At 37.8% G+C, this 22566-nt stretch carries 20 protein-coding genes and 1 pseudogene; 15 read left to right on the forward strand and 6 right to left on the reverse strand.

The annotated features are described in order from the left end of the window. Nucleotides 1-1186: pseudogene (locus ABMA79_RS11695) on the reverse strand (glycine dehydrogenase); the annotation flags it as partial. 103 nt (nt 1187-1289) lie between these two features. Between ABMA79_RS11695 and ABMA79_RS11700 the strand changes: the two are divergent. From ABMA79_RS11700 to ABMA79_RS11720, 5 genes are all read left to right on the forward strand, one after another. After that, nucleotides 1290-2126 (forward strand): class I SAM-dependent methyltransferase, encoded by an 837-nt coding sequence (locus tag ABMA79_RS11700; protein WP_393092737.1) that lies wholly within the window; start codon nt 1290-1292, stop codon nt 2124-2126. Nucleotides 2127-2212: 86 nt separating this feature from the next. Next, nucleotides 2213-2989, forward strand: a complete 777-nt coding sequence (gene yaaA / locus ABMA79_RS11705; protein ID WP_393092740.1) for a peroxide stress protein YaaA — start codon at nt 2213-2215, stop codon at nt 2987-2989. Between the two features lie 16 nt (nt 2990-3005). Beyond that, nucleotides 3006-4004 carry an adenosine kinase gene (locus ABMA79_RS11710; protein WP_392860595.1) on the forward strand — a complete coding sequence of 333 codons (999 nt, stop codon included), beginning with the start codon at nt 3006-3008 and terminating at the stop codon, nt 4002-4004. Nucleotides 4005-4016: 12 nt separating this feature from the next. Then, nucleotides 4017-5429, forward strand: coding sequence for an asparagine--tRNA ligase (gene asnS, locus ABMA79_RS11715; protein ID WP_393092743.1), 1413 nt, complete (start codon nt 4017-4019; stop codon nt 5427-5429). Then, a complete protein-coding gene (locus ABMA79_RS11720) occupies nt 5383-6018 on the forward strand; it encodes a hypothetical protein (RefSeq protein ID WP_392860598.1) in 636 nt (211 codons plus the stop codon). The genes asnS and ABMA79_RS11720 overlap by 47 nt, the downstream gene beginning before the upstream one ends. Here the strand turns inward: ABMA79_RS11720 and ABMA79_RS11725 are convergent. The 5 genes from ABMA79_RS11725 to ABMA79_RS11745 form a co-directional block, all read right to left on the reverse strand. Next, nucleotides 6008-7486, reverse strand: a complete 1479-nt coding sequence (locus tag ABMA79_RS11725; protein ID WP_393092746.1) for a stage 0 sporulation family protein — start codon at nt 7484-7486, stop codon at nt 6008-6010. The genes ABMA79_RS11720 and ABMA79_RS11725 overlap by 11 nt on opposite strands. A gap of 72 nt (nt 7487-7558) precedes the next feature. Then, nucleotides 7559-8383, reverse strand: coding sequence for a hypothetical protein (locus ABMA79_RS11730; protein WP_393092749.1), 825 nt, complete (start codon nt 8381-8383; stop codon nt 7559-7561). Beyond that, the gene (tmk, locus tag ABMA79_RS11735; protein ID WP_393055564.1) at nt 8376-9059 is read right to left on the reverse strand and encodes a dTMP kinase; all 684 of its coding nucleotides are present in this window, start codon (nt 9057-9059) and stop codon (nt 8376-8378) included. Before tmk ends, ABMA79_RS11730 begins: the two co-directional genes overlap by 8 nt. Nucleotides 9060-9127: 68 nt before the next feature. After that, nucleotides 9128-10375: a hypothetical protein gene (locus ABMA79_RS11740; RefSeq protein ID WP_393092752.1), complete on the reverse strand. Its 1248-nt coding sequence runs from the start codon at nt 10373-10375 to the stop codon at nt 9128-9130. A 138-nt stretch (nt 10376-10513) separates the two neighbouring features. Further along, nucleotides 10514-11416, reverse strand: a complete 903-nt coding sequence (locus tag ABMA79_RS11745; protein ID WP_393092755.1) for a hypothetical protein — start codon at nt 11414-11416, stop codon at nt 10514-10516. A gap of 197 nt (nt 11417-11613) precedes the next feature. Here ABMA79_RS11745 and ABMA79_RS11750 point away from each other — a divergent pair, with 197 nt between their 5' ends. The 10 genes from ABMA79_RS11750 (at nt 11614) to ABMA79_RS11795 (ending at nt 22535) form a co-directional block, all read left to right on the forward strand. Beyond that, nucleotides 11614-12957, forward strand: coding sequence for a hypothetical protein (locus ABMA79_RS11750; protein ID WP_393092758.1), 1344 nt, complete (start codon nt 11614-11616; stop codon nt 12955-12957). Between the two features lie 11 nt (nt 12958-12968). Beyond that, the gene (locus ABMA79_RS11755) at nt 12969-14297 is read left to right on the forward strand and encodes a hypothetical protein (protein WP_393092761.1); all 1329 of its coding nucleotides are present in this window, start codon (nt 12969-12971) and stop codon (nt 14295-14297) included. Continuing rightward, complete coding sequence (locus ABMA79_RS11760) at nt 14294-14551, forward strand: hypothetical protein (RefSeq protein ID WP_393092764.1); 258 nt, start codon at nt 14294-14296, stop codon at nt 14549-14551. The genes ABMA79_RS11755 and ABMA79_RS11760 overlap by 4 nt, the downstream gene beginning before the upstream one ends. Nucleotides 14552-14695: 144 nt before the next feature. Beyond that, nucleotides 14696-15712, forward strand: coding sequence for a hypothetical protein (locus ABMA79_RS11765; RefSeq protein ID WP_392860612.1), 1017 nt, complete (start codon nt 14696-14698; stop codon nt 15710-15712). A gap of 125 nt (nt 15713-15837) precedes the next feature. Continuing rightward, complete coding sequence (locus ABMA79_RS11770; protein ID WP_392860613.1) at nt 15838-17127, forward strand: thiolase family protein; 1290 nt, start codon at nt 15838-15840, stop codon at nt 17125-17127. Nucleotides 17128-17154: 27 nt separating this feature from the next. After that, the gene (locus tag ABMA79_RS11775) at nt 17155-19272 is read left to right on the forward strand and encodes a 3-hydroxyacyl-CoA dehydrogenase NAD-binding domain-containing protein (RefSeq protein ID WP_393092767.1); all 2118 of its coding nucleotides are present in this window, start codon (nt 17155-17157) and stop codon (nt 19270-19272) included. Between the two features lie 5 nt (nt 19273-19277). Next, entirely contained in the window at nt 19278-20450 is a 1173-nt protein-coding gene (locus tag ABMA79_RS11780) for an ABC transporter permease (RefSeq protein WP_393092770.1), read from the forward strand. Then, a complete protein-coding gene (locus ABMA79_RS11785; RefSeq protein ID WP_393092772.1) occupies nt 20450-21577 on the forward strand; it encodes an MBL fold metallo-hydrolase in 1128 nt (375 codons plus the stop codon). Before ABMA79_RS11780 ends, ABMA79_RS11785 begins: the two co-directional genes overlap by 1 nt. Nucleotides 21578-21743: 166 nt before the next feature. Then, nucleotides 21744-22106: a hypothetical protein gene (locus tag ABMA79_RS11790; RefSeq protein ID WP_393092774.1), complete on the forward strand. Its 363-nt coding sequence runs from the start codon at nt 21744-21746 to the stop codon at nt 22104-22106. A gap of 24 nt (nt 22107-22130) precedes the next feature. Next, nucleotides 22131-22535, forward strand: coding sequence for a hypothetical protein (locus ABMA79_RS11795; RefSeq protein ID WP_393092777.1), 405 nt, complete (start codon nt 22131-22133; stop codon nt 22533-22535). Nucleotides 22536-22566: the final 31 nt, after the last annotated feature.

The following is a 22566-nucleotide window of genomic DNA, read 5'->3' on the forward strand; positions in this document are numbered from 1 at the left end:
CTTCATCTCCAAGCGCTAAAAGTGCAGCACCTGCAATTGAAGCAACAAATGACTGGTTCGAGCAGATATTACTTGTGGCCTTCTCACGGCGAATATGTTGCTCACGAGTTGATAGAACCATTGCAAGACATTCTTGGTTGTTCATATCAACTGCATTACCAACGTAGCGTCCAGCAGTTTGGCGAATTTGATTCTTATTAGCATCGTTAAAACGAATTCCGAAAATCCCAAGTCCTGGGCCACCGTAGTTGGCGTCTAGACAAAGGTGTTGTCCCTCGCCAACGATCATCGTTGCACCGGCCTTGTCACTTCCGTATTCACTTGGCTTCTTTAAACCACCTTTAGCAAGTATCATAGGATCAATGATGGCAATTGAGAATACTTCGTTATCACGACATAAGTCAGTTAAGGCATCAACATCTTCTAGTAGTCCAAGTGAGTTTACTTGGCCAAAAGCAAATGTTGCAATTTCTTTATCGGCCTCAAGTAGTTCTTTAGCCTTATCAAAATCAGTTAAACCACTTTCTTTATTAATTGGTGCCCAAAGAATATCAAGCCCTGTGTGAGCGGCATTTGTCTCTAAAACACTTCTGTCTTGTGGATAGATTGCTTCACTTACTAAGACCTTTGTTTTCTTACGTGCTAGGCGTACACCTGTTTTAAGAGCTTCAAAAAGACAAGTTGATCTTTCGTAAAGGGAAGCGTTAATTGCTTCAAAACCTGTCAGTGCTGTAATAGCGCTTGAATAGATCCAAAGTGTATTTAGTGTCCCCTGAGATCTTTCAGGTTGATATGGTGTATAGGCCGTTGTTAGTCCTCTAATATTACAAACGTAAGGAACAATCTCGTGAATCTTAAATTGAGGAAGTCCGTCACCTAAGAAGTTTGTTGGGATTTTATTCTTCTTTGATAATTCATCAAGGTTAGTAACAAGTTCGTCATAACTAAGTCCTGCTTTTAGAGGAATCTTCGATGAGAATTTCACATCGTCTTTAATATGAGCGAATAGTTCTTCTAGTGTCGTTAGACCTAGTTCGTTTAACATCTGTTTAATTTCTTCATCACTTGCACTGATATAATTCTTTGCAAGTTCACGATTCAGATCACCAGAGTTTACTTTTAAATTTCTTGGGTCAAAACCAAGTTTCTCAATAGTTGAGTTTGATACGTCTTGTGTGTGTGACATCTGTTCTCCGTGTGTGTTATATCTAGATAAATTAATTCTAAAGTATGTATTTACGAAAAGTATATATAGCATAGAAAGAACAGGCCATCTACTTGATTTTAATATGAATGAGACTTCACTAAAGACTAAAATTGATATTGTAATAGAAGACGCAGTTGATAAAGATATTCAATTAGAATCTCTGAATCAAGCGCTGCGCAATTATCTGCAACAGCTCCCTAGTCATGAGTTATCGTATCACTTACATAACTCGAGCGCATCGCTAAGTGGTGTTTATTTAACTTGGAAAGATGATGAACTATGCCTCTTTGATCCACACAGAGAGTCATCTCTTAAGCTTGATTGGTCCGGGGATTTACAAACTCATTTGAAGAGAAATTATGCTGTGACAAAAGAGCCACTTTTTCGTGCCCTGAAGCTTAAGGGTGGCGATATTGAATATAATAAAGTTGTTGATGCGACTTTAGGCACAGGTAAGGATGCCTGCTTGCTTCTTAGTTTTGGCTGCCAGTTGGAGTGTTTTGAAAGAAATCCTTATGTTTTTGGACTTGCTCTTTGGGCCTATCAAAAGGCCTTAAATTGTGAAAATGAAAAGATTAGACTCATTTTTAAAAACCATATGAAGATTAATTTTGGACAGGCCGCCATTGCAGAGACTCCTGTTGGTTTTGAGCGTTGCTTCTATGACCCAATGTATGAAATAACAAAGTCAAAGGCCAAGAGTGCACTAAGTCGAAAAGAGATGGAAGTCTTCAAGGATTTAGTAGGCAAGGACGTGGATCAGGATCAGTATTTATGGTCTTTATGTGCCAAATTTTCTTTAGTTTGCTTAAAGAGACCAATCAAGGCAAGTGAGGTCAAGATACCTGCTGATTGTAAGCATCAAAAGGTTGTCTACACAGGTAAATCAACTCGCTACGAGCGCTACTTTCTTCCTTAATTATCTTAAGAAATCATAGTCTTTTAATAAAGTTGTTGTTATTATTTCAAGCGCTTAGTAACACAAACTCAAATTAAAGGAATTTCATGGATATCGTTATTTCTCCAGCGAAGAAACTTAATTTTGATCACTCAGAAATCAGTGTTGCTCAAGGTGTTAATCTTGAGAAACCTGCTTTTATGAAAGAGGCCACTCAGCTTGCCACAAAGATGGCAAATTTTGAAAGTGCTGATCTTTCAAAAATGATGAAATTATCTAAGGCCCTTGCTGACCTAAATGTTGATCGCTTTAATAATTTTAAGAAAACTGCTGACCTCGGTGCTGCAATCTTTAGCTTTGCAGGTGATACATACCAAGGTCTAAATGCAAGTGAACTTAAAAAGAGTGAGCTTAACTATGCTCAAAAACACCTTAAGATCTTATCTGGACTTTATGGGATACTTTCACCATTTGATGAACTACGTGCATACCGCTTAGAGATGGGGACGCGAATTAATGGAGAAGGCCTAACTAATCTTTATAATTTTTGGGGCGAAAAGATTGTTGAGAAGATCAATGCTGATGCTAAGGCAAATAAATCAAAATATCTCGTCAACCTTGCTTCTGAAGAATATTTCAAGAGTGTAAAAAAAGACAAACTTGTTCCTGAACTTGTTAACGTACGCTTCTTAGATTTTAAGAATGGCCAATATAAGGTGATCTCTTTCAATGCTAAGAGGGCCAGAGGGATGATGGCACGCTTTATCATCGAAAATAAGATTAAGGATATTGAAGGCCTAAAGACATTTGATTCTGCTGGGTACAAATATGCTGACTTTGATGAAGCAAATAATGAGTTAATTTTTAAAAGAAAAGAGTCATAAATATAAAGGATTAAGTATGAAGAATTTTGATGTATATGGAATGGGAAATGCCCTTGTCGATATGGAGTTTAAAGTTAAGGATGAATTCTTAGCTGATCACCTGATTGAAAAGGGACTAATGACTCTTGTTGAAAAAGAGAGACAAGATCACCTTCTTGCGGCCCTGAAGGGAAGCAATGTTGGTCACTCTCGTGCTTGTGGTGGTTCTGCTGCAAATACTATTATTGGCGCTACTCAACTGGGTGCAAAAACTTTCTACTCATGTAAAGTTGCACAAGATGAAACAGGTGAGTTCTATAAGAATGACCTATTAGCAAATGGTGTAAAATCAAATATTGAAAATGGCCTTTATGACGGTGAAACTGGAAAGTGTCTTGTTATGATCTCTGAAGATGCAGAGAGAACAATGAATACGTTTCTAGGAACGACAGCAACTTACTCTGATGAGCAACTTGATCTTTCAATGCTAGCTGATAGTAAGTGGCTATATATGGAAGGGTATCTTGTTACAGGTGCCGCTGGAATTGCTGCTTGCCAAACAGCAAGAGATTTCGCTCGTAAAAATGATGTTAAAGTTGCGCTAACTTTTTCAGATCCAGGAATTGTTGGATTCTTCAAAGATGGTTTCAAGGAAATGATTGGTGAACAGAAACTTGATCTTCTTTTTTGTAACGAGGAAGAAGCTAAATCATTTACTGAAAAAGATTCGATTGAAGATGCCTTTGAGGCGCTTAAAGAAATTTCTCATGCATTTGCTATTACTGCTGGTGCAAAAGGTGCTTTTCTTTATAATGGAAGTGAGAGAGTTAACGTATCCGCTCCAAGTGTTTCGGCGATCGATACAAACGGTGCCGGTGACTTATTTGCTGGTGCATTCCTTTATGGAATCACAAATGGCCTAGACTTCTCTCAAGCAGGAACACTAGCTTGTGCTTGTTCTGCAAAACTTGTGACTCAATACGGGCCAAGACTAGAAAAAGAAGAAACGAAATCAATCTTAAAAGATATTTTATAAGAAGGTATTTAAATGACACAATTAAAGCGTATTGAATTAAAAGAATTATTTGATCGTGCAAGTGATTACATCGGGACAGAAGTTGTTGTTAAAGGATGGGTTCGCTCTGTTCGTAAGTCTAAGAAGTTTTCATTTATTGTTTTAAATGATGGATCTTCGCAAGATCTTCTACAAATTGTTGCTGATGCTGGTATTGAAAATTACGAGGCCCTATCAACGATGCTAACTGGTACTTGTGTTTCTATCACAGGGAAAGTTGTTGAATCACAAGGTAAGGGACAGACAATCGAAATGCAGGCCGTAACAGGTGATATTATTGGTGCTGTTGATGAGTCATACCCTCTACAAAAGAAGGGAACATCTCTAGAGCACTTAAGAGATATTGCTCACCTTAGAGTAAGAACAAATCTATTTGGAGCAGTATTTCGTGTGCGCCACGCTCTTGCCATGGCAACACATAATTTCTTCAATGAGAAAGGCTTCTTCTACCTGAACTCACCAATTATCACAGCTGTTGACGGTGAAGGTGCTGGGGAAATGTTTAACGTTTCAACTCTAGATAAGCAAAACCCTGCTAAGACAGATAAAGGTGAAGTTGATTTTTCTAAAGATTACTTCGGAAAAGATGTTTCTCTTTGTGTTACTGGCCAGCTTGAAGGTGAGTGTCATGCTCTTGGGCTTGGTAAAGTTTATACATTTGGACCAACTTTTAGATCTGAGAACTCAAATACAAAACGTCACCTTGCTGAATTTTGGATGATTGAGCCAGAGGTTGCTTTTGCTGATCTTGAAGATGTAGCAGAGCTTGCGGCCGACTATATTAAGTATATGATCGACTATGCTTTCACTCATTGTAAAAAGGAATTAGAGTTCTTATATAAGATGCCTTTTACAGATGTTGATGCATCTCACTTTGATACTCTCGCGGCCGTGCGTGATAGTGAGTTTAAGAAAATTACTTACACTGAAGCAATTGATATTCTATCAGCTTGTGGACAGAAATTTGAATTCCCAACTAATTGGGGAGAAGAGTTACAAACTGAGCACGAAAAATATTTAACAGATGTACACTTTAAGTCACCTGTTATCGTAACTGATTACCCAAAAAATTGTAAGGCCTTCTATATGAAGCAAAATGATGATGGGAAAACAGTACGTGCCATGGATGTTCTTGTTCCTGGTATTGGTGAGCTAATTGGTGGATCTCAACGTGAAGAAGACCTTGATAAACTAATTAAGCGCATGGACGAAATGGAAATGGAGAAAGAAGGATACTGGTGGTATCTAGAACTTCGTAAATTTGGTTCAGCACCTCACTCTGGTTTTGGTCTTGGTTTTGAAAGAGCAATTATGTATATCACTGGTATGAGTAATATCCGTGACGTTATTGCATTCCCAAGAACACCTGGAAATTGTGACTTCTAATAATCGCGATCCGATTATCTTTATACCGGGGCTTAATCAGGCCCCGGCATCTTTCATCTTTTCAAACTCAAATGTTAAATTTCTTTCTCTTTCTTTTAATAAGAAAATGCGCCCAAATCTTACTCAGGACCTAGAGAAAATAAGAAAGATCTTTAAAAACAATTCAAGAAGTATCGTTGTTGCCCACTCTCTTGCTGCACTCTTAATTGAATGGGCCATTCAAAATGAAGAGTTAGAGATAAGAGATAATAAGCTTATCTATATGGCCCCGGCCTTCTATCCTCCTAACATAATGGCCAAGTTTGTGAAGGTATCTGCTAGGGGTATTTTAAATCATTTGCCGATTCTCTCGCTTGCTCCTTTAAAGTCGCGTGCACGTTCATATGTTGAACTAGGTGTTTACCGTGAAATACTTAACTTAAATGAGGATATTGATATAGCAAAGTGTAGGGCACGCGTGATTGTCGACGCGAGAGATGAGATGTTGAATATCAAATATTTAAAGGGGATTTCTCAGCTAGAAATAGTGAGGGAAAATCAATTCCCTCACCATCGCTGTTATACTTCTTTAAAAAGAATTATTGATTAGTTTTATTTCCTGAAGACTCAGGTTTACCTTTGGCATCACCTGAAGGCTTTCGGTAGTTTCCGCTCTTTGGTTTGTTGCGGTTCCTATTTCTGTTGCGGTTCTTATTTTGAGGCCTGTCTTGATTCCTTTCTTGACCTCCGTCTTGCTTGCCTTCCTGCTTTGTGTCTGGTTTAGCGTCTTGTTGGCCAGGCTTTTTGTCGTTACGTCTATTCGTTGGACGTCTTCTAGGACGATTATTATTATGACGCTTCTTTTCTACCTTTTGCTTAGGAATATTATCTGACTCATCTTCTGTCGAATCTAATGGGATCTTTTCAATTTCCTCATCGTCATCGTTGCTGCTGTCTTCATCATCAAATAACTCGTGCGCATCCTCATCTTCATCACTATCATCATTTAGGCTTTGAAGGAAGGCCTGCTTTCTTAGGCGTAGCTCTTCTTCTAATTCCTCAATACCAATGATTGTTGAAGTCTCTTTTGTGATGGACTTAAATTCAGTAGGGAAGCTCCAGTCCTTAGGTGGACGACAACGTCTCTTATCGAATTGGTTCTTATAATAGCGGCGAATATAGCCTCTATCTGTAAGCATTTCAAATTGCTCTAGTAGAATATGTAGCTTTAAAACCTTACCAATATCACCATTCTTCGTTCTAATATATGAGCCTTCACCTGGAAGGAATTCTCTTTTATTTGTGTAAACATCATCTTCATACTTGATACAACATTTTACTTGTCCGCAGACACCGTTGATCTTTGAAGGAATAAGGGCAAGGTTTTGATTCTTTGCCATTTTAATGGAAACGTTTCCGTAATTTGTTAGGAAGTATGAGCAACAAGTTTGAAGGCCACAGGCCCCTGTTGCACCAAGTGCTGCGGCACGATCTCGTACTGAGATTTGGCGTAGCTCAATTCTCATTTTGATTTCTGCTACGAGGTCCTTTACAAGGTTTCTAAAGTCCACACGCTCTGGTGCTGTAAAATAGAAAACGGCCTTCTTACCAAATTGAATAAACTCAACGTGAGTAAGATTCATATTAAGATTATATTTTTCGATGAGACGAAGACAGACAATCTCTGCTTCATTCTCTTTTTTCATATAGCTTTTTTGTTCGTCGATATCTTCCTGTGTTGCCACTTTAGAGATTGAGCGAATTGGAAGCATCGACTTATCAAATGTGACTTCATATGGGAAAGAGTTGATATAACCAACTGTCATACCACGGTCACTCATCGCAATTACTTTCTGACCGTAAGTAAACTTTCTCTTACCTAGTAAGAAAGGCTGGCTTTTAGCATTTCCTGGGAAGCGAACTCTTACCATTGTCAGAGTTTGACCTTCTTCGAATTTACCTTCTTGCTCTTTTGCTAGCTTGTCATCGTGCTTATTGAATTTATTAACTTTCTTCTTATCACCTGACTTATCATTGTCACGTGATTCAGATATATCTTGCTGATCTTGGTTCGTCATTTTGTCCCATCAATTTTTTTTGAGTAGCTTCAATTGTCGTATTATTGGTAGCTTATGTCTAGCCAAATTGCATTAAATCACAAGTTGAAGCAGGCGTGCTAGGCGTGATTTTGATGAGCCATTAAATGGTATCTCGAAAGTTGAGTCTTTGGTGGCCTGAAGGCAAATTTGAGCGTCTTCAATGCTATATTTACTGCTTTGATTGATATGTGATGCAATAAGGTGGTGAATATTGGCCTCACGCGTAGGGCCTTCTTTAATTAGCTCTCTTAATTCATCTAATTGTAAATTATTGCGCTCGATTTTAGTTAGGATCTCGACCAATTGTTCATCTTCACAATTTTTAGCGACATAGTCTCTAAAGCTTAGCTCTTGCGTTACTTCGTTTTGTGAGTCTGTCTTACCAAGAATATTGATCTTGATTGTTCGAGAATCTATTGTTGGCAGAGTTTTCTCATCATTAGACTTAATGAAGATAAAAATATGGCCCTCTGGTGGCTCTTCGAGTGTCTTTAGAAGCTTATTTGCTAAGATTTGGGTAATCTTTTGCGATTGTTTAAAAATTGAGAATGAATACTTGAGCTTAGATGGCCTAAAGCGGATGAAGTTAAAGAATTCTTCGATACTGTCATCTGTTACTTTATAGGTTTTTTGGTCAGTGGAAACAAAGAGAATATCTTCATGCCCACGCTCTAGGACTTCTTTTGCATGATCAATTTCCCAGCCATTCTCATAAGCTAGAATATTGACGATGAAGTCATTTGCCCATTTCTCAAGTAGAGTGTCTTTTTTAGAAACTTCACTGTGTCCTCCAGTTTGGAGAGTGTAGAAGTGGGCAAGCTTGCTTTCTTTGTAGCGCGCAAATAGTGCATTAAATGCAATATCTTTATTATCCATTTATAATCGTTTCAATTTCTTCGATTAGTTTTTGAGTCACGACTTCAAGTTGTGCACTTCCGTCAATCGTTGCAATTCGTTTTGGGAAGATCTGAGCACAATAGTCATAACCTTCGATAAGATCTTGGTGGAAGCTATTGTCACGTGATTCAAAATAATCTTTAGGCATATTTCTTAAGCGTTGTCTCTCAAGTGACTTCTCTAAGTCAATTCTTAAGTAGAAAGTCTTATGAGGAACAATATTTAAAGGAAAGCTTGAGTGGATATTTAAGATATACTCCGGTCCAAGTTTTCGGGCAACACCTTGGTAGGCGATAGAGCTATCAAGAAAACGGTCACAAATAACAACTGTATTAGGTGTTTCTAACTCTTTTAGAATAAGTGCGTGTAGATTTTGAGCACGAGCACTAGCAAAGAGATGAGCTTCGGCGGCCGGGTGTAGCTCAGTATTTGAAGTTAAGATAGCTTGTCTTAATTTTTCTCCAAATGCTGTCCCACCTGGTTCACGGATAACGATAACGTTAAAGCCTTTATCCTCTAGGTAGTCTTTAATTTTTACTATTTGAGTTGATTTTCCTGAGCCTTCAATACCTTCAAAGCTGAAAAAGAATGATCCAGGGAAGGCCGCTTGGCGAAAAACATTAGTTAGTTGTGAGATATCTTTAGTGTGTTCCATAGGTTAAAAGTAACATAAATAATCAATTATTGACTACATATTCTTTTAATTTTTATGGAGGCAACCTATTAGAATTGTTCACCTTCTACTGCATCTTCTGGCGTAAAGTCGTCATATTGGCCGTCAACATCGTCTGGCATTGACCCCGCTGCAGGTGAGCGATCAAGATATTCATCTACGATTTCTCGTGCCGCATCAAGCTCATCGTAATTATTCAATTCCTGCTCTTGAGGATCAAATGTTTCTTTTGAGATTCTCTCGCGTACTGGGTCTAGTTCCAACGCTTCGTTTGCATCGTCAAAGATAACTTCTGGTGGAAGATCGGCCGGGTCCATCACGGCATCTTTCATCTTTCTGTCGGCCAGAAATTCTGCTTTTCCAATTGGATCATTACCTTTTGAAATCTGACGCTTAGGTCTTGATTTCTTTTTGAATGCATTAGGTACTTCTCTTTTCTTAGTAACGGTTCTTGTTGTTCTCGATGGTGCCTTTTTCTGTGCCTGTGCAGCAGGTGTGCGCTTTGTTTGAACTCTTGTTGTTTTCTTGGCCTTTGCTACAGGAGTATCTGGTGTTCCTGATAATTTGCTAAAGACAAAGAAGACTGCAACTACTAGCACAAAGCTTGCCGCAAATGTTCCTAGACGCATCATTGTCGCAGGATCTGATTTTTCTTTTTGTTCAAAGTCATCTATCGATGCCTTATTTGGATTTAGTTTTTGATTTCCAATATAGGCCAGGTCGTAAATAAATTCACGATCATCAGAGTCTTTCTTTGCTAGGGCCATGGCCTTGTCTGCATCAAGAATTGAATTTTTGAAAATATGACCTTGAGGTGAGTCAGGTAAGCTTTCATTTGAACGACTTCTTCGATCAAAGACTTCAAATTCATGAATCGTTCCCCAACTTTGCCCTTGATCAACAGAAATGAAGTCTGTGTATAATAGCTCAAGTGAGTCGAGCATGGCCATGATTTCACTGCTCTTATATGGCCCATCTTTTTTATTATTCTTTAAGATGAAAAATTGGTCGTCCTCATCAATTTGGAATTCTTTGATAATTTCAGGTTTTCTTCTTTGAAAGAGTGGGTGTGCCGTAATCATACTCCACTGTTCTTCAAGCATACTCTTAACAAATACAGATTGATTAAAGAGAGAGTAGTCTTCGATAAACTCTTTTAGATCTTCTTGCCAAAACGGTCCAAGTTCCTTGTCACCATCTTTGATAAAGTAGACTTCATTAGGTTCGTAGAGACCCCCTGAAATCTGTTCTTTCGTCAGTAGGTATTCAGTAATCTTTTTCTTTGTACTTGTGGCCATAATTCCTCAAACCCTGATTAGATTAATCACTTTCTATGTGGTTTATCGGAAATTTTTGCCTGTAGTTTAATAAAGACTTAAAAAAACAAAGCCGACTCATAAGGTCGGCTTTGTAAGTATTTAAAATGGAGTAATAAATTAAAAAACTGGGAAGAATGCTGAGACAACTAAAGAGGCATTCTTTAGAGTTCCATCAACGAAGTCTGGATCTTCACCTCTGAAATCTACTGGCTCAAGAGCTAGTGATGCTGATAGTGAACAAATTGGGAATGAGTATCCAACTTCTGGCGAAACAGAAAGCGTTTCACTCTCTCTATTACCTGTCTTTCTCTTTGTTCTGTAGTAGTCGATTGTTAGTGCTGTATACCACTTATCATTGATGTAATAAGTAGGAGCAACTGCTGCGTAGTAATTTTCTACGAAACCTGAAGTCCCAGTATTTCTGATATAGCTTTCGTAGAATGCATAAGTTCCAATCTTGAAGTTATCAGTAATTTTCTTTCCACCAATTAGGTATAGACGAGCTTTTGCATCGTATCCAGAATTTTCCTGAGTGGCCTTCGGGTACCAGTAAAATCTTGTTTGTGCATAAAGATCAAAACCGTGCTTTTCGTCAGTTAGGATATTCTTAACATAGAGACGAGCTTGAGTAGCGCCGTATTGTTGGTGAATTGTACGGCTTCCATCTTTGTTTTCTTGTGCTTTTGTGAAGTCAGTTTGCCAGTAAGGAACGAGTTTTACAGCAAAAGACTTATTAATATTATATCCAAGATACAGGTAGTTATAGAAACTGTAACCATTGATTGATTTTCTAAAGTTATTTGAACCTTCAACAAGGTATTGCATATTAAAAGGTGAGTCCTTTAATTTTTGGTACCAAGAAGTTCCTGTCGATGCTTCTGAAGTTGTTGCTGCGTCAGTAGATGATGCAGTTGTTGAAGTTGTTGAGCTTGAAGATGGCACTGATACTGAAGTCGATGATGTTGCGGCCATCGTACTCACTGCCACGAATGCAATAAATGCTCCCTTTAAAATTCCCATTTTTTCTCCCTCTTTCTTTTATAGACTAAAGATAATCGAATTTTTTTTATTGAATTGCAACAAATGATTGTAATTTAGGGATGTAATATTTCAGTTTGTAAGAACATGTCAGAAAAATATGTTGATTTACCTAATTTGGTGTCAAATGGACCTTATTTTGGCTTCAATATTAGGGAAAACCTCATTATAATATACCTATGTTATTGATTTTTCTTATTCAAGCAATTGTCAGAGTCGCACTCTATCCTGTCTTTATTGTGCTTTACCTCCTTAAAGTAGGGCCATTTTACGATCGAATTTCATTTGAAAGACGAAATTATCGTGATGAAGGTTGTAGGCCCTTTATGAGATTTGGCAAAAAGGCCCACTGTGTCTTTCACTTTTCTAGTGAGGGAGAGTTTGAGCAGATTAGGCCCTTAAGTGACGAGTTAATTTCGTTAGGGAAGAATATTGAGTTAATCTTTACTTCACCAAGTGTTGAACATAAAGTAGTGGACTACTATCAAGCTAATCGTGAAAATATTCGCTACCTACGCTTGCCTTTAATGATCTATTTTCCACTTCTTTCACGCCAAAATATTATCGCATGGTCTAGCGCTAATAAGATGATGATGGTTCGCTATGACTTCTTTCCAGAGCTTCTTTATTTAGGCTCTAAAATGAAAGAGTTTATTTTATTTTCTGCAACAGTTAAGAGCTCTCGCATGAAAGAAGTCCCTTTAGAGCAGATTCGCTTACCGAGAGTCAAAGGCTATATTTACTCGATGTTTTCAAAAATCATTTGTGCGACAACAGAGGATTATGAGGTCATTAAAAAGGATATTGATGAGGATAGGCTAGTGCGCCCGATCGAGCTTAGGATGCTACAAATCAATGCTCGCCAACACTTCTTTAGAAAGCACTCTTTATATGATGAACTAAATAAGGTTTTATCTTTATATGATTATGACAAAAGAATTTGCTTGGCCCAGACCTGGCCTAATGAGATGGACTTCTTTGAAGACACTCGCTTTTGCCAGCAAATGATGGCCGGTGAACTCTTTGTCTTTATGGCCCCACATGTTTTAAAGGAAGATAATGTTGAACATCTTGCTAAACTTGTTAAAACTCATTGTCCTGAGCTACCTATTCACATGTTAACTAAGGAGACTATTGATGGTGGTAAGCTTGATGAATTCTTAGATTATTTCAAGGCCTCTCCAGGACTAATTATCTGTACTCTAAGAGGCATTCTTTGTGAGATTTACCCATACTTCTCAAAAGTCTTTGTGGGAGGTGGACATGGTAAAGGAATCCATTCAGTTCTTGAGCCTTTTGTCGCTGGGGCCCAGATATTTTGTGGGCCAAATGTTAAGCGCTCCACTGAGTATGACACGATTGTTAAATCAGGTGTCGAAGTTGGGGCCATTAATGAAATGAAAGATGGTTTTGAGATCATGCAGACTTCAAGTGGCAATAAGATGGCCAATGAGTTGATTTCTGATATGATTGAAGAAAGCGAAATGGCTAAGCGTAAGCTAATTGCATTATTAACAAATTAAGATATCTACATATGAATAAAAAAATTAATACCCTTGTTATTGGAAATAATATTGCCAGTTTCTTAACGGCCACTCAAATTTTAAAAAGTGGCTTTGGTGCCATTTATCTAAAAGATAAGAGAATTAAGGCAAGTGACCCTTATTTCAAATTCTTTGGGCCACTAGATCTTGCCTTTATAAAGGCATGGGCAGAAGACCTAGAGTTAGAAACGAATATATTTGATGAGGATTCATTTGTTCATTCACCATTTTATTTAAGATATAATGGCAAGCAAACGTTATGTGCTAGCTTAAGCCCTTTTTTAAACTTCTCACAAGTTTGTCGTCATTTCCCTGAGCTTTATAATGAATTTATTAATCGCCTAAGAATCGAAGACGTTGATCAGGAAAAATTCGATCAAGACTTTACTTCTTCAATTAAGCGCCTTGGAGAGTCTCTGTGTCGTTATAAGACATTTCATCAGGTGACTGTAAGCACTCTGCGCTCAGATCTTCCAAATTATATCTATGATATTTATGCTCTTTTTAAAAAGCACCTCAGAGAGAATAAAGAGCTTGAGAAATTTACGAGCTGCTTTCGTTGTGTCTATACAAAGACACTAGAACAGACTTTCTCTGACCTTGAAAGTATCTACTTTTTTATTCTCATGTTGTCGCCACGCTACCGTTTTCAATGGCAAGAAAATAAAGAAGAGCAGGCCACGAAAACGATTGAAAGTCTTGGTGGTAATAGCTTTGAAGATATTGCTGAAGAGTTTAGTTTTGCAAGTAAAAGGCCGTGGGCAGTCCAGCTCTCTTCATTTACTGGAGTTGTGGCCCCGCAGAAAATTGCTATCTTTAGTTCAAATTTAGACAAGTTAAATATTTCTCACAATATCACTGACCTTTATCGCTGTGTAAAATTAGATTACAAACTAAGTGATAATCTCATTAGTGCAGACTATTATCACTTTAGTGAAAACTCGTTTGGTGGAGATATCGCTCTCATTAGAAAAGAGATTTTAAAAGACGAAACTTGCCAAATAAAAATCTTTAAGCAATTTGATGACTGCCTTAAATATGATTTCTGTGAGCAGGAGTTGCATGAATTTCTACTGGCCAACGATATCATTGATGAAAATGACACTCTTATTAAAGGTCGACTAACAAATGAAACTTGTATGCTTCGTAATCATAGTGTGATTAATTCGAGCTCAAGAATTAACCTTAAGTTTAGAATGGCCGACAGTGGAAAATATGATTCAGTAAAAGGGGTCTACTACCAAGGACCTCTGAAGAAGAATAATTTAGGAATTACACAGACTTTATTAGAGGCCCGCGACTTTAAAACATATATATGATGACGAATAACAGTGATAAGAAATCCATTCTACTTTCCCAACGCGGCCAAACCGCTGTTGAGTATATGTTACTTCTAGTAGCAGTGATCTCTATCTTATTTGCTGTCTTTAAAACTCTTGATGCACGCTTTAAGGCCGACCCCGAAGCATGTCAGCAGGGGAGCATAAATCCCCTTTGTTTCCTTAAAACCATAGGTATTGATGGGACAAATGAGGTTGATGCTAATAAATTTCGTACCTTCCGTCTGCGCTAGACACTCTTAAGTATCTAATATTAATAGGTTTTTTTCATTTTCATGAAATTATTTCATCAGCGTTCGCTTTTGAACAGAAATATCTCGCAATGTGTTATAAGAAACTGAACTCTATTTATTTTAAAAAGAGACAGGGAGAACATCATGAAAACAACAATGATTAACTCGGCCGTATTAGCTGCACTTCTACTATCTAGTGCTGCCTCATATGGACAACAAGACGATCCATTACTAAGTGAAACAGATCAAGTTGTTCATACTGACGAAATTAATATCGACGGGTTCTACAAAAAGAAAAAGAAACCATCTCAAGCTGACAAGATTCAGAAGCTACGTCGCCAATTAGAAGAGAAGCACGAGCAGATGATGAGAAAGAATGTTGAAGATATGCGTCTACAAGAAGAAAAGCGTATTGCAAACAAGATTCAAAAGGCCCTAGAGGGACAGCTTAAAGCAATGGATGAAATCAATAATCAGCAGGCCGCACCTGCTAGAGTACAAGCAGTGGCCCCAGTTATTGCAGAACCTGTTATGCCAGAACTTAGTAATAAGTTAACTGTTGAGACAGGGTATAAGAGTATTACTGGTGAGCAGAAGGAATGGACAGCAGGAATTAACTTCCAAGCTTCTGTTGAAACTGTAATGTCTGAGCGAGTTTCAATTGGAATTAGCGCAGGATTTATGAATCTTACGATTCAAGGTAATGAACTTAGTAATTATAATAATTATGGTTATGGTTACTACGGTTATAATAATGGAAGCTCGTATTCACAAAATGATGAGATTTCATATAACGAGTTTAACTTTGGTGGATATGGTAAATTTTATTTCTCACGTTCAGCTAAGATTAAACCATACTTAAGTCTTGGAACTGGAATTCACTTTGGATCATTTGAAATCCAAAACCCAGTTGATACTTTTAACGAGACTAAGCAGTCACTGAAGTATGTATCAGGTAGTGCATCTCTTGGAGCAGAAGTTAATTTTGCTAAAGAATTTAGCGCACAAGTTGGCCTATCATACGAAAAGAATGTTTTTAGACTTGGAGAAGAGGCCCAATACAATGGTTCAAATAATCAGAAGGCCCTTGTTGACCAAGCAAAGAATATTGAAAATGCTGACACATTTACTTTAGGTGTTGGTCTTTCATACTTATTCTAAACAATTGTTTAAAAAACCCATGTTCTCATAAAAAGGCTCCGCTCAGGGGCCTTTTTACTTTTCATTGCCACTGATTATCCTTACAATATTAAGCAAGTAAAATAATTTGAAGAAAGGAATCATCAATGAAACCAGTCTACATTGTCGAGGCAGTGAGAACTCCTCATGCAAAAGCCGGAACTATTATTAAAGATATTCAAGCTCCTTACTTAGGTGCTTACCTTGTTCGCCATATTATGGATGGAACTTCTATCGGTGACGATGAAGTTGATGAGGTCATTTTTGGAAACACAGGAACTCCTGCAAAGTATCCAAACGTTGGGCGAGTGATTGCATTAGAGGCCGGCCTGCATAAGAAGACTTCTGGTTATTCTGTACATAGAAACTGTGCTTCTGGACTTGAGGCAGCTTCACAAGCTTTCATTAAAGTTGCTAGTGGACGTAGTGATGTTGTGATTGCTGGTGGTGTTGAATCAATGTCAAATATGCCTCTTATTTATGGGAAGCAAATGACTGAGCTTTTTGCTTCACTTATGAAAGCAAAGACAACTGGTGATAAATTAAAAGTCCTTTCGACTTTTAAACCTGCATACCTTTCTCCAATTATTGCAATTGAACAAGGTTTAACAGATCCTTTCTGTGGCCTAAATATGGGACAAACAGCAGAGCTTCTTGCCCGTGAACTTGGTATCACTCGTGAGCAACAAGATATCTATGCAAATGAATCTCACCATAAAGCAATTAAGGCCATTGAAGAAGGTCGTTTTGCTGATGAGATTGTTCCTCTAATCTATGGTTCAAAATTAGATAAGTTACTTATGAATGATCACGGCCCAAGAAAAGAGTCTTCAGTTGAAGGGCTGGCGAAAATGAAGCCTTACTTTGATCGTAAGTCAGGAACAGTTACTGTTGGTAATAGTTGTCCAATCACAGATGGTGGTTCGGCAATTCTTTTCTGTTCAGAAGAGGCCGTTAAGAAATATAACTTAGAGCCACTAGCACGTGTTGTTGATTATCACTTCCATGGACTTGAGCCAGAGCGTATGGGAATGGGGCCACTTCATGCAATGGATGGTGTATTTAGAAGATCAAATATGACACTTGATCAAATGGATCTCATTGAAATTAACGAGGCCTTTGCTGCTCAAATTATTGCTGTTAAGAAGGCATTCACTGATAAGAAAGTTGCTGACTTCTTTGGTATTGATAAATTATGGGGTGAAATTCCAGCTGAGAAACTTAACGTTAATGGTGGTGCCATTGCACTTGGACACCCTGTTGGTTCAACTGGTTCACGCTTAATCGTAACTCTTGCTCATGAACTTAAGAAGAGAAAAGCAGGATTTGGTGTTGCTTCACTTTGTATCGGTGGTGGTCAAGGTGGTGCCATGATTATCGAGAACTTACAAAAGTAATTAATTTAGAAAATATAGGATATCGCAATGACATATAAGAGAATCAGTTTTGAAATCAAGGATAAGAAAGCATATATCGGCTTTGGTTATAATAACGAAGCTTCGATGACTGTTTTCGATGAAGAAACACTTAAAGAACTTCAAGATATTGTTGAAGATCTACATACAAAAGAAAAAGAGCTAGATGGAGCAATCTTCTTTTCACATAAAGATAGATGTTTCATGGCCGGTGCAGATATTAAGTTATTCGATACGATGCATACGGCGGCCGATGGACAAGCGGGTGCAGAAGCTGGGCAGACAATCTTTAACCGTATTGAAGATTTAAAAATGCCAACTGTTGCATGTATCCACGGAGTTTGTCTTGGTGGTGGACTTGAATTTGCCCTTTCATGTAAATCAAGAATCGTAAGTGATGACAAGGCAACAGGTCTTGGACTTCCTGAAGTTAAGCTTGGTCTAATTCCTGGTTTTGGTGGAACATTTCGTCTGCCAAAAGCGGTAGGTCTTCCAACAGCTCTAGATATGATTCTATCTGGTAAAACACTTAATGCTAAGAAAGCTAAGAGAGCAGGTTTAGCTGATGAGATTTATGCTAAAGAGCGCCTTGTTGATCTAGCGCCAAAGCATTTCAAAAAGAAAGTTGATAAGCGTAGCATGATGGATAAAATGCAAGACGCTGCAACAGATAACGTATTCACTAAGAAAATTATTTTTCAAAAAGCACGTGAGTCTGTTCTAAAGAAAACTAAAGGTTTCTATCAAGCACCTCTTAAGATTCTTGATGTGATGGAAGCTGGAGTTATGAAAGGTCGTACATCTTACTTAACTTCTGAAGCACAAGCTTTTGGAGAGTTATGTATTGGTGAACAATCGAAGAATCTCCGTCATATCTTCTTCCTAATGGAAGGTTCTAAGAAGATGGATGATGCAAAAGGTGTTGGAAGAAAACTACGCCGTGGAGCTTGTCTTGGTGCAGGTACGATGGGTGGTGGAATCGCTTGGCTTATGGCCAAGAATGACATGTTTCCTATCATGAAAGATCTTAATCAAGTTGGACTTGAGCTAGGACTTAAGCAGGCGTCAAGTAACTTTGCTGGTGCTGTTAAAAGAAAGCGTATGTCTAAAGATGATTTTGAGCGCAAGATGAGATCAATTAGTGCTCAAACAGATTATCGTGGATTTGAACACACTGACCTTGTGATCGAGGCCGTTGTTGAAAATATGGATATTAAAAAGAAGGTCTTTGCAGAAACTGAAACTAAGGTTCGCAAAGATACGATTCTAACTTCAAATACTTCGTCTCTTTCAATTCAAGAGATGGCAAGTGCACTTGAAGACAATTCAAGATTTGCAGGTCTTCACTTCTTTAACCCTGTTCATATGATGCCTCTTGTAGAAATCATCAAACACGATGGTGTTTCTGATGAAACGATCGAATCTCTATATGATTGGGTTGTTAAAGTTAAGAAAACTCCAGTTGTTGTTAACGATGGCCCAGGATTCCTTGTTAACAGAATTCTTATGCCATATATGAATGAAGCTGGATTCTTACTTGAAGAAGGTGTTTCAATTAAAGATATCGATGATGCTTGTCTTAACTTTGGTATGCCAATGGGCCCATTTAGACTTCTTGATGAAGTTGGAATTGACGTTGGGGATAAGGTATCGAAAATTATCTATGATGGTCTAGGTGAGCGCCAGGCCTCAAATGCTATTGGCAAACAAATGCTTGAAAAGGAATTCTTTGGTAAGAAAAATGCTAAAGGGTTCTACCTATATGATGAAAAAGGTAAGCCAACTGGCCCTAACCAAGAAGCATGGAATATGCTTCCAAAAGCATCTAAGAAAATGAGTGAAACAGAGATTCAAATGAGAATCTTTCTGCCAATGATTAATGAAGCGGCAACAACTCTTGAAGATAAGATTGTTGCAAAAGCAAAAGATGTCGATCTAGGGCTTATTTTCGGAATCGGTTTTCCTCCATTTAGAGGAGGTCTTCTAAGATATGCAGATACTCAAGGTATCGCTCGCCTTAGAGATGAGATGCTTAAGTTTTCAGAGAGTGTAAGTAAGGATCGCTTCACTCCATGTGCGCTTATGAATAAGCTTGCAGATGAAAATTCAACTTTCTATGAGCTATAGATTAAATGTTTCTAAGCTTTTTTAGATTCTTTCTAAATTACTTATTTAAAGCTAAGACTCGCCAAAGGCTACTTATCATGGCCTTGGCGAGTCTTATCATATCAAGTTTTTCACTTCTAAGTGTCCAGTCTGTTCTTAAGGGGCTGCAAACGAATCGTATTGAACGAGGAAAACAAACCCTTGGCCGCTACATTATTGATCTGCCTAAAGATCTTAGCTTTGAAAAGACACGGGCCTATTTAGATGATAAGAACTTGAAGTATTCTTTTGAATATGAAATTGAAGGCCTAATTCGTCTTGAAGGCTATTTGGCCCCAGTTATTTTTCACGGACTAACAAAAGAGACTTCAACTGTTCTGCCTCAGGCCATTGATCATTGGCCCGAGCGTGAAGAGATTCTCTTATCACCATACTTGGCCAGAAAAATTTACGCAGGCCTTGATGATAAGATTCAATTTATCTCGCCAGCTCACACTGATGTGTTCTTTGGAGAGTTGCCACGCTTTAAGTCTCTTATGATTGAAAACTTCACTGATTCTATGGACCCGGATATTGATGAGCTTCATGCTTGGGGCCATGCCTATAGTGCATTTTCAATTGCTAAATCTCGTCGTTATAACAAACTTAGGGTTTATAGTGTTCTGGGTGCCGCTGAAGTAGGGGAACTTAAGCAGTATTTAACTTCAAATGGTGCCAGCTTTAAAACTTGGGAAGAGTTAAATCAAAACCTTGTTTACGCGCTTGCTTTAGAAAATAATGTGGTTCTCTTTTTATTTTTAGCGACAATTGTTCTCGTTACTTTTTCAATTATTTCAGGCCTTTCAATATTCTACGCAAGAGTTAGAAACGACTTTGCTTCTTTTTGGATTCTTGGCATGAGTATGGACCAAATCAAAAAGTATGGAGGCCTTAATATTGCCATTATCACAATTTGTGCAATTGGGATTGGGAACCTTCTAAGCTTTATTGTTCTTAAACTTTTAGCACAGTTTTCACCAGTCATTATGCCGGCGATGTTTGTGGATCGTTCACTTCCAGTGCGCTTTACTGGATCGTCGTTCGTCTTCTCATTTCTAGTGCCTGTGATTATTACAGTGATCTTCACTCTTTTCTCTAATTGGAGATTTTTCAAGGATAATGGGAACTTCATTAGTTTTGTTAAAAAAGTAGGAACTTAATGTTTAAGCATATTCTTCTATTCGTTATCTTATTAAACTTATCTGGATGTACAGCTATGAGTAAAGTTGCTTCTGTATTTATGTCTTCTCTTGGGGCCCACCCTGATAAGAGTGAATTAAGAACATTTGAAAAGTCGGAGAACTTCGATGCTTCAAAGCAAATCTTTGTTAACCGTAGACCTAATATTACAAAAGAGCAGCCAATTCAAAAAGATGGTTTTGGCCTTTCTAAATTTATAGAATTCTTAGGAAAGGGCGGAGGACGTTATCCAGAAAAACCGCTTCCTTCAATAAGGCCAGATATGGAAAAGTTTCTGGAGAAATCTGACCATGTTAAGTCGATTTGGTTTGGGCACTCAACGATCCTTTTAAATGTTGATTCAAAGATCGTTTTAATTGACCCAATCTTTTCAGGTTCATCTTCACCTGTTCCTTTATTCGTAAAGCGCTTTGCTCCTCCGATTCTCTCTTTAGAAGAGCTTCCAGAAATCGATTATATTATTATTTCTCATGATCACTATGATCACCTTGATATGACGACGATGAAATTTTTCGCTAAGAAGAAAGACGTCAAAATTATCACGCCTCTTGGCGTAGGTTCACATCTAAAAAGATGGGGATTTGATGACTCTCGTATTACTGAACTTGATTGGTGGCAAGACGTGGACTTTGAAGGCATCAAGTTTACTGCTACTCCTGCTCAGCACTTCTCAGGGCGAGATCAGGCCCATGAGAATACGACTCTGTGGGCATCATGGGTTGTAAAGACTCAAAATAATAACCTCTACTTCAGTGGAGACACTGGCTACGATATCCATTTCAAAGAAATTGGAAACCGTCTTGGGCCATTTGATGTGGCCTATATGGAATCTGGCCAATATAACCCTGATTGGTTTGCGGTACACTTACTTCCTGAAGAATGGCCTAAGGCCTATGCTGATATCAACGCAAAATACTACTTCCCAATTCACTGGGGTGCTTTCTCTCTCTCATTTCATACATGGGATGATCCTATCTTGAAACTTAATGAATATGCTCAGCAAGGCGTTCTTAAGTTAATGGCACCAAAGTTAGGAGAAATTGTCTCTTTTGATGAACGAGACTATGTTACAAAGAAGTGGTGGTAATTCTAAAAGGGGCGCGGGTACGAATCGAGATTCCCAGTAGTTAGCGTTGTTCACTTTTTATCCATAGAGATAAATATTTCAATTTTTCACATTTTTCTCCACAACGAAGTATTCTGAATTTGTTTAGTTACAGATTTATGAAGAAGAAAAATAATGGAGGACATTTATGAAAAAATTATTACTAATACTTTTATCACTAACTGCAATTTCAGCTCATTCTGCAACTTATAAGGGACAAAATGAAATGGATCAGGCCCTTGTTGGAAATGAGAATGTTGAAGTTACAGAAATCGTAGCAGGTGAGAAGTATAATCTTAAGATGAATTATGCTGGTCAGCTTCAAGTTGATACAACTTGTGAAAAAGACCGTGTTTCAAATGGCTCTATTGTTTTCAGCTGTATGATCTATGAAGAAGAAAACCACAAAGTTGATCTAGTTTTTTGGAAGCAAATGGGTATTCAGGATATGATCACAATCGATCTTAACACTGGAATGGGCCTAAGAGTAAACCTAGAAAGAATTGATTAATAAATTTGAATAAGGATAGTTAAGATGAAGTATTTTATAAAGTCATTACTAGTATTAACATTAATTTCTAATGTTTTTGCAAGCGATAGCTGTCACAGCTACTTAGTTATGTCTGAGTTAGATGGACGTGTCGACATTACAGAAAAAGTTCTAAAAGTTTTTGAAGATAAGGGTTATACATTTACAGAAGTTAAGAGTATCGATGATTTACCAACTAATGGAACTGTAAATTATATGACTATCTTTTCAGACCTTCATAAGTATAGAGGTGCTTATACTAATATTTCTATGCATGAGTCTTTTCTAAGAGATGGTGAAGTTGAGTATTCACAAAAGAGTTCGATTCAACTTACTAAGAAGCCTTTATTTGGGTCTTGGGTAAAAAGCCTAATTCGATCTGTTAAGAAAAAAGTACCTGATTGTGAATAATTAAAAAACAAGTAAAAGAAAAAATAGGGGA

Source organism: Halobacteriovorax sp. HFRX-2_2 (assembly GCF_043196705.1).
Taxonomy (GTDB): domain Bacteria; phylum Bdellovibrionota; class Bacteriovoracia; order Bacteriovoracales; family Bacteriovoracaceae; genus Halobacteriovorax_A.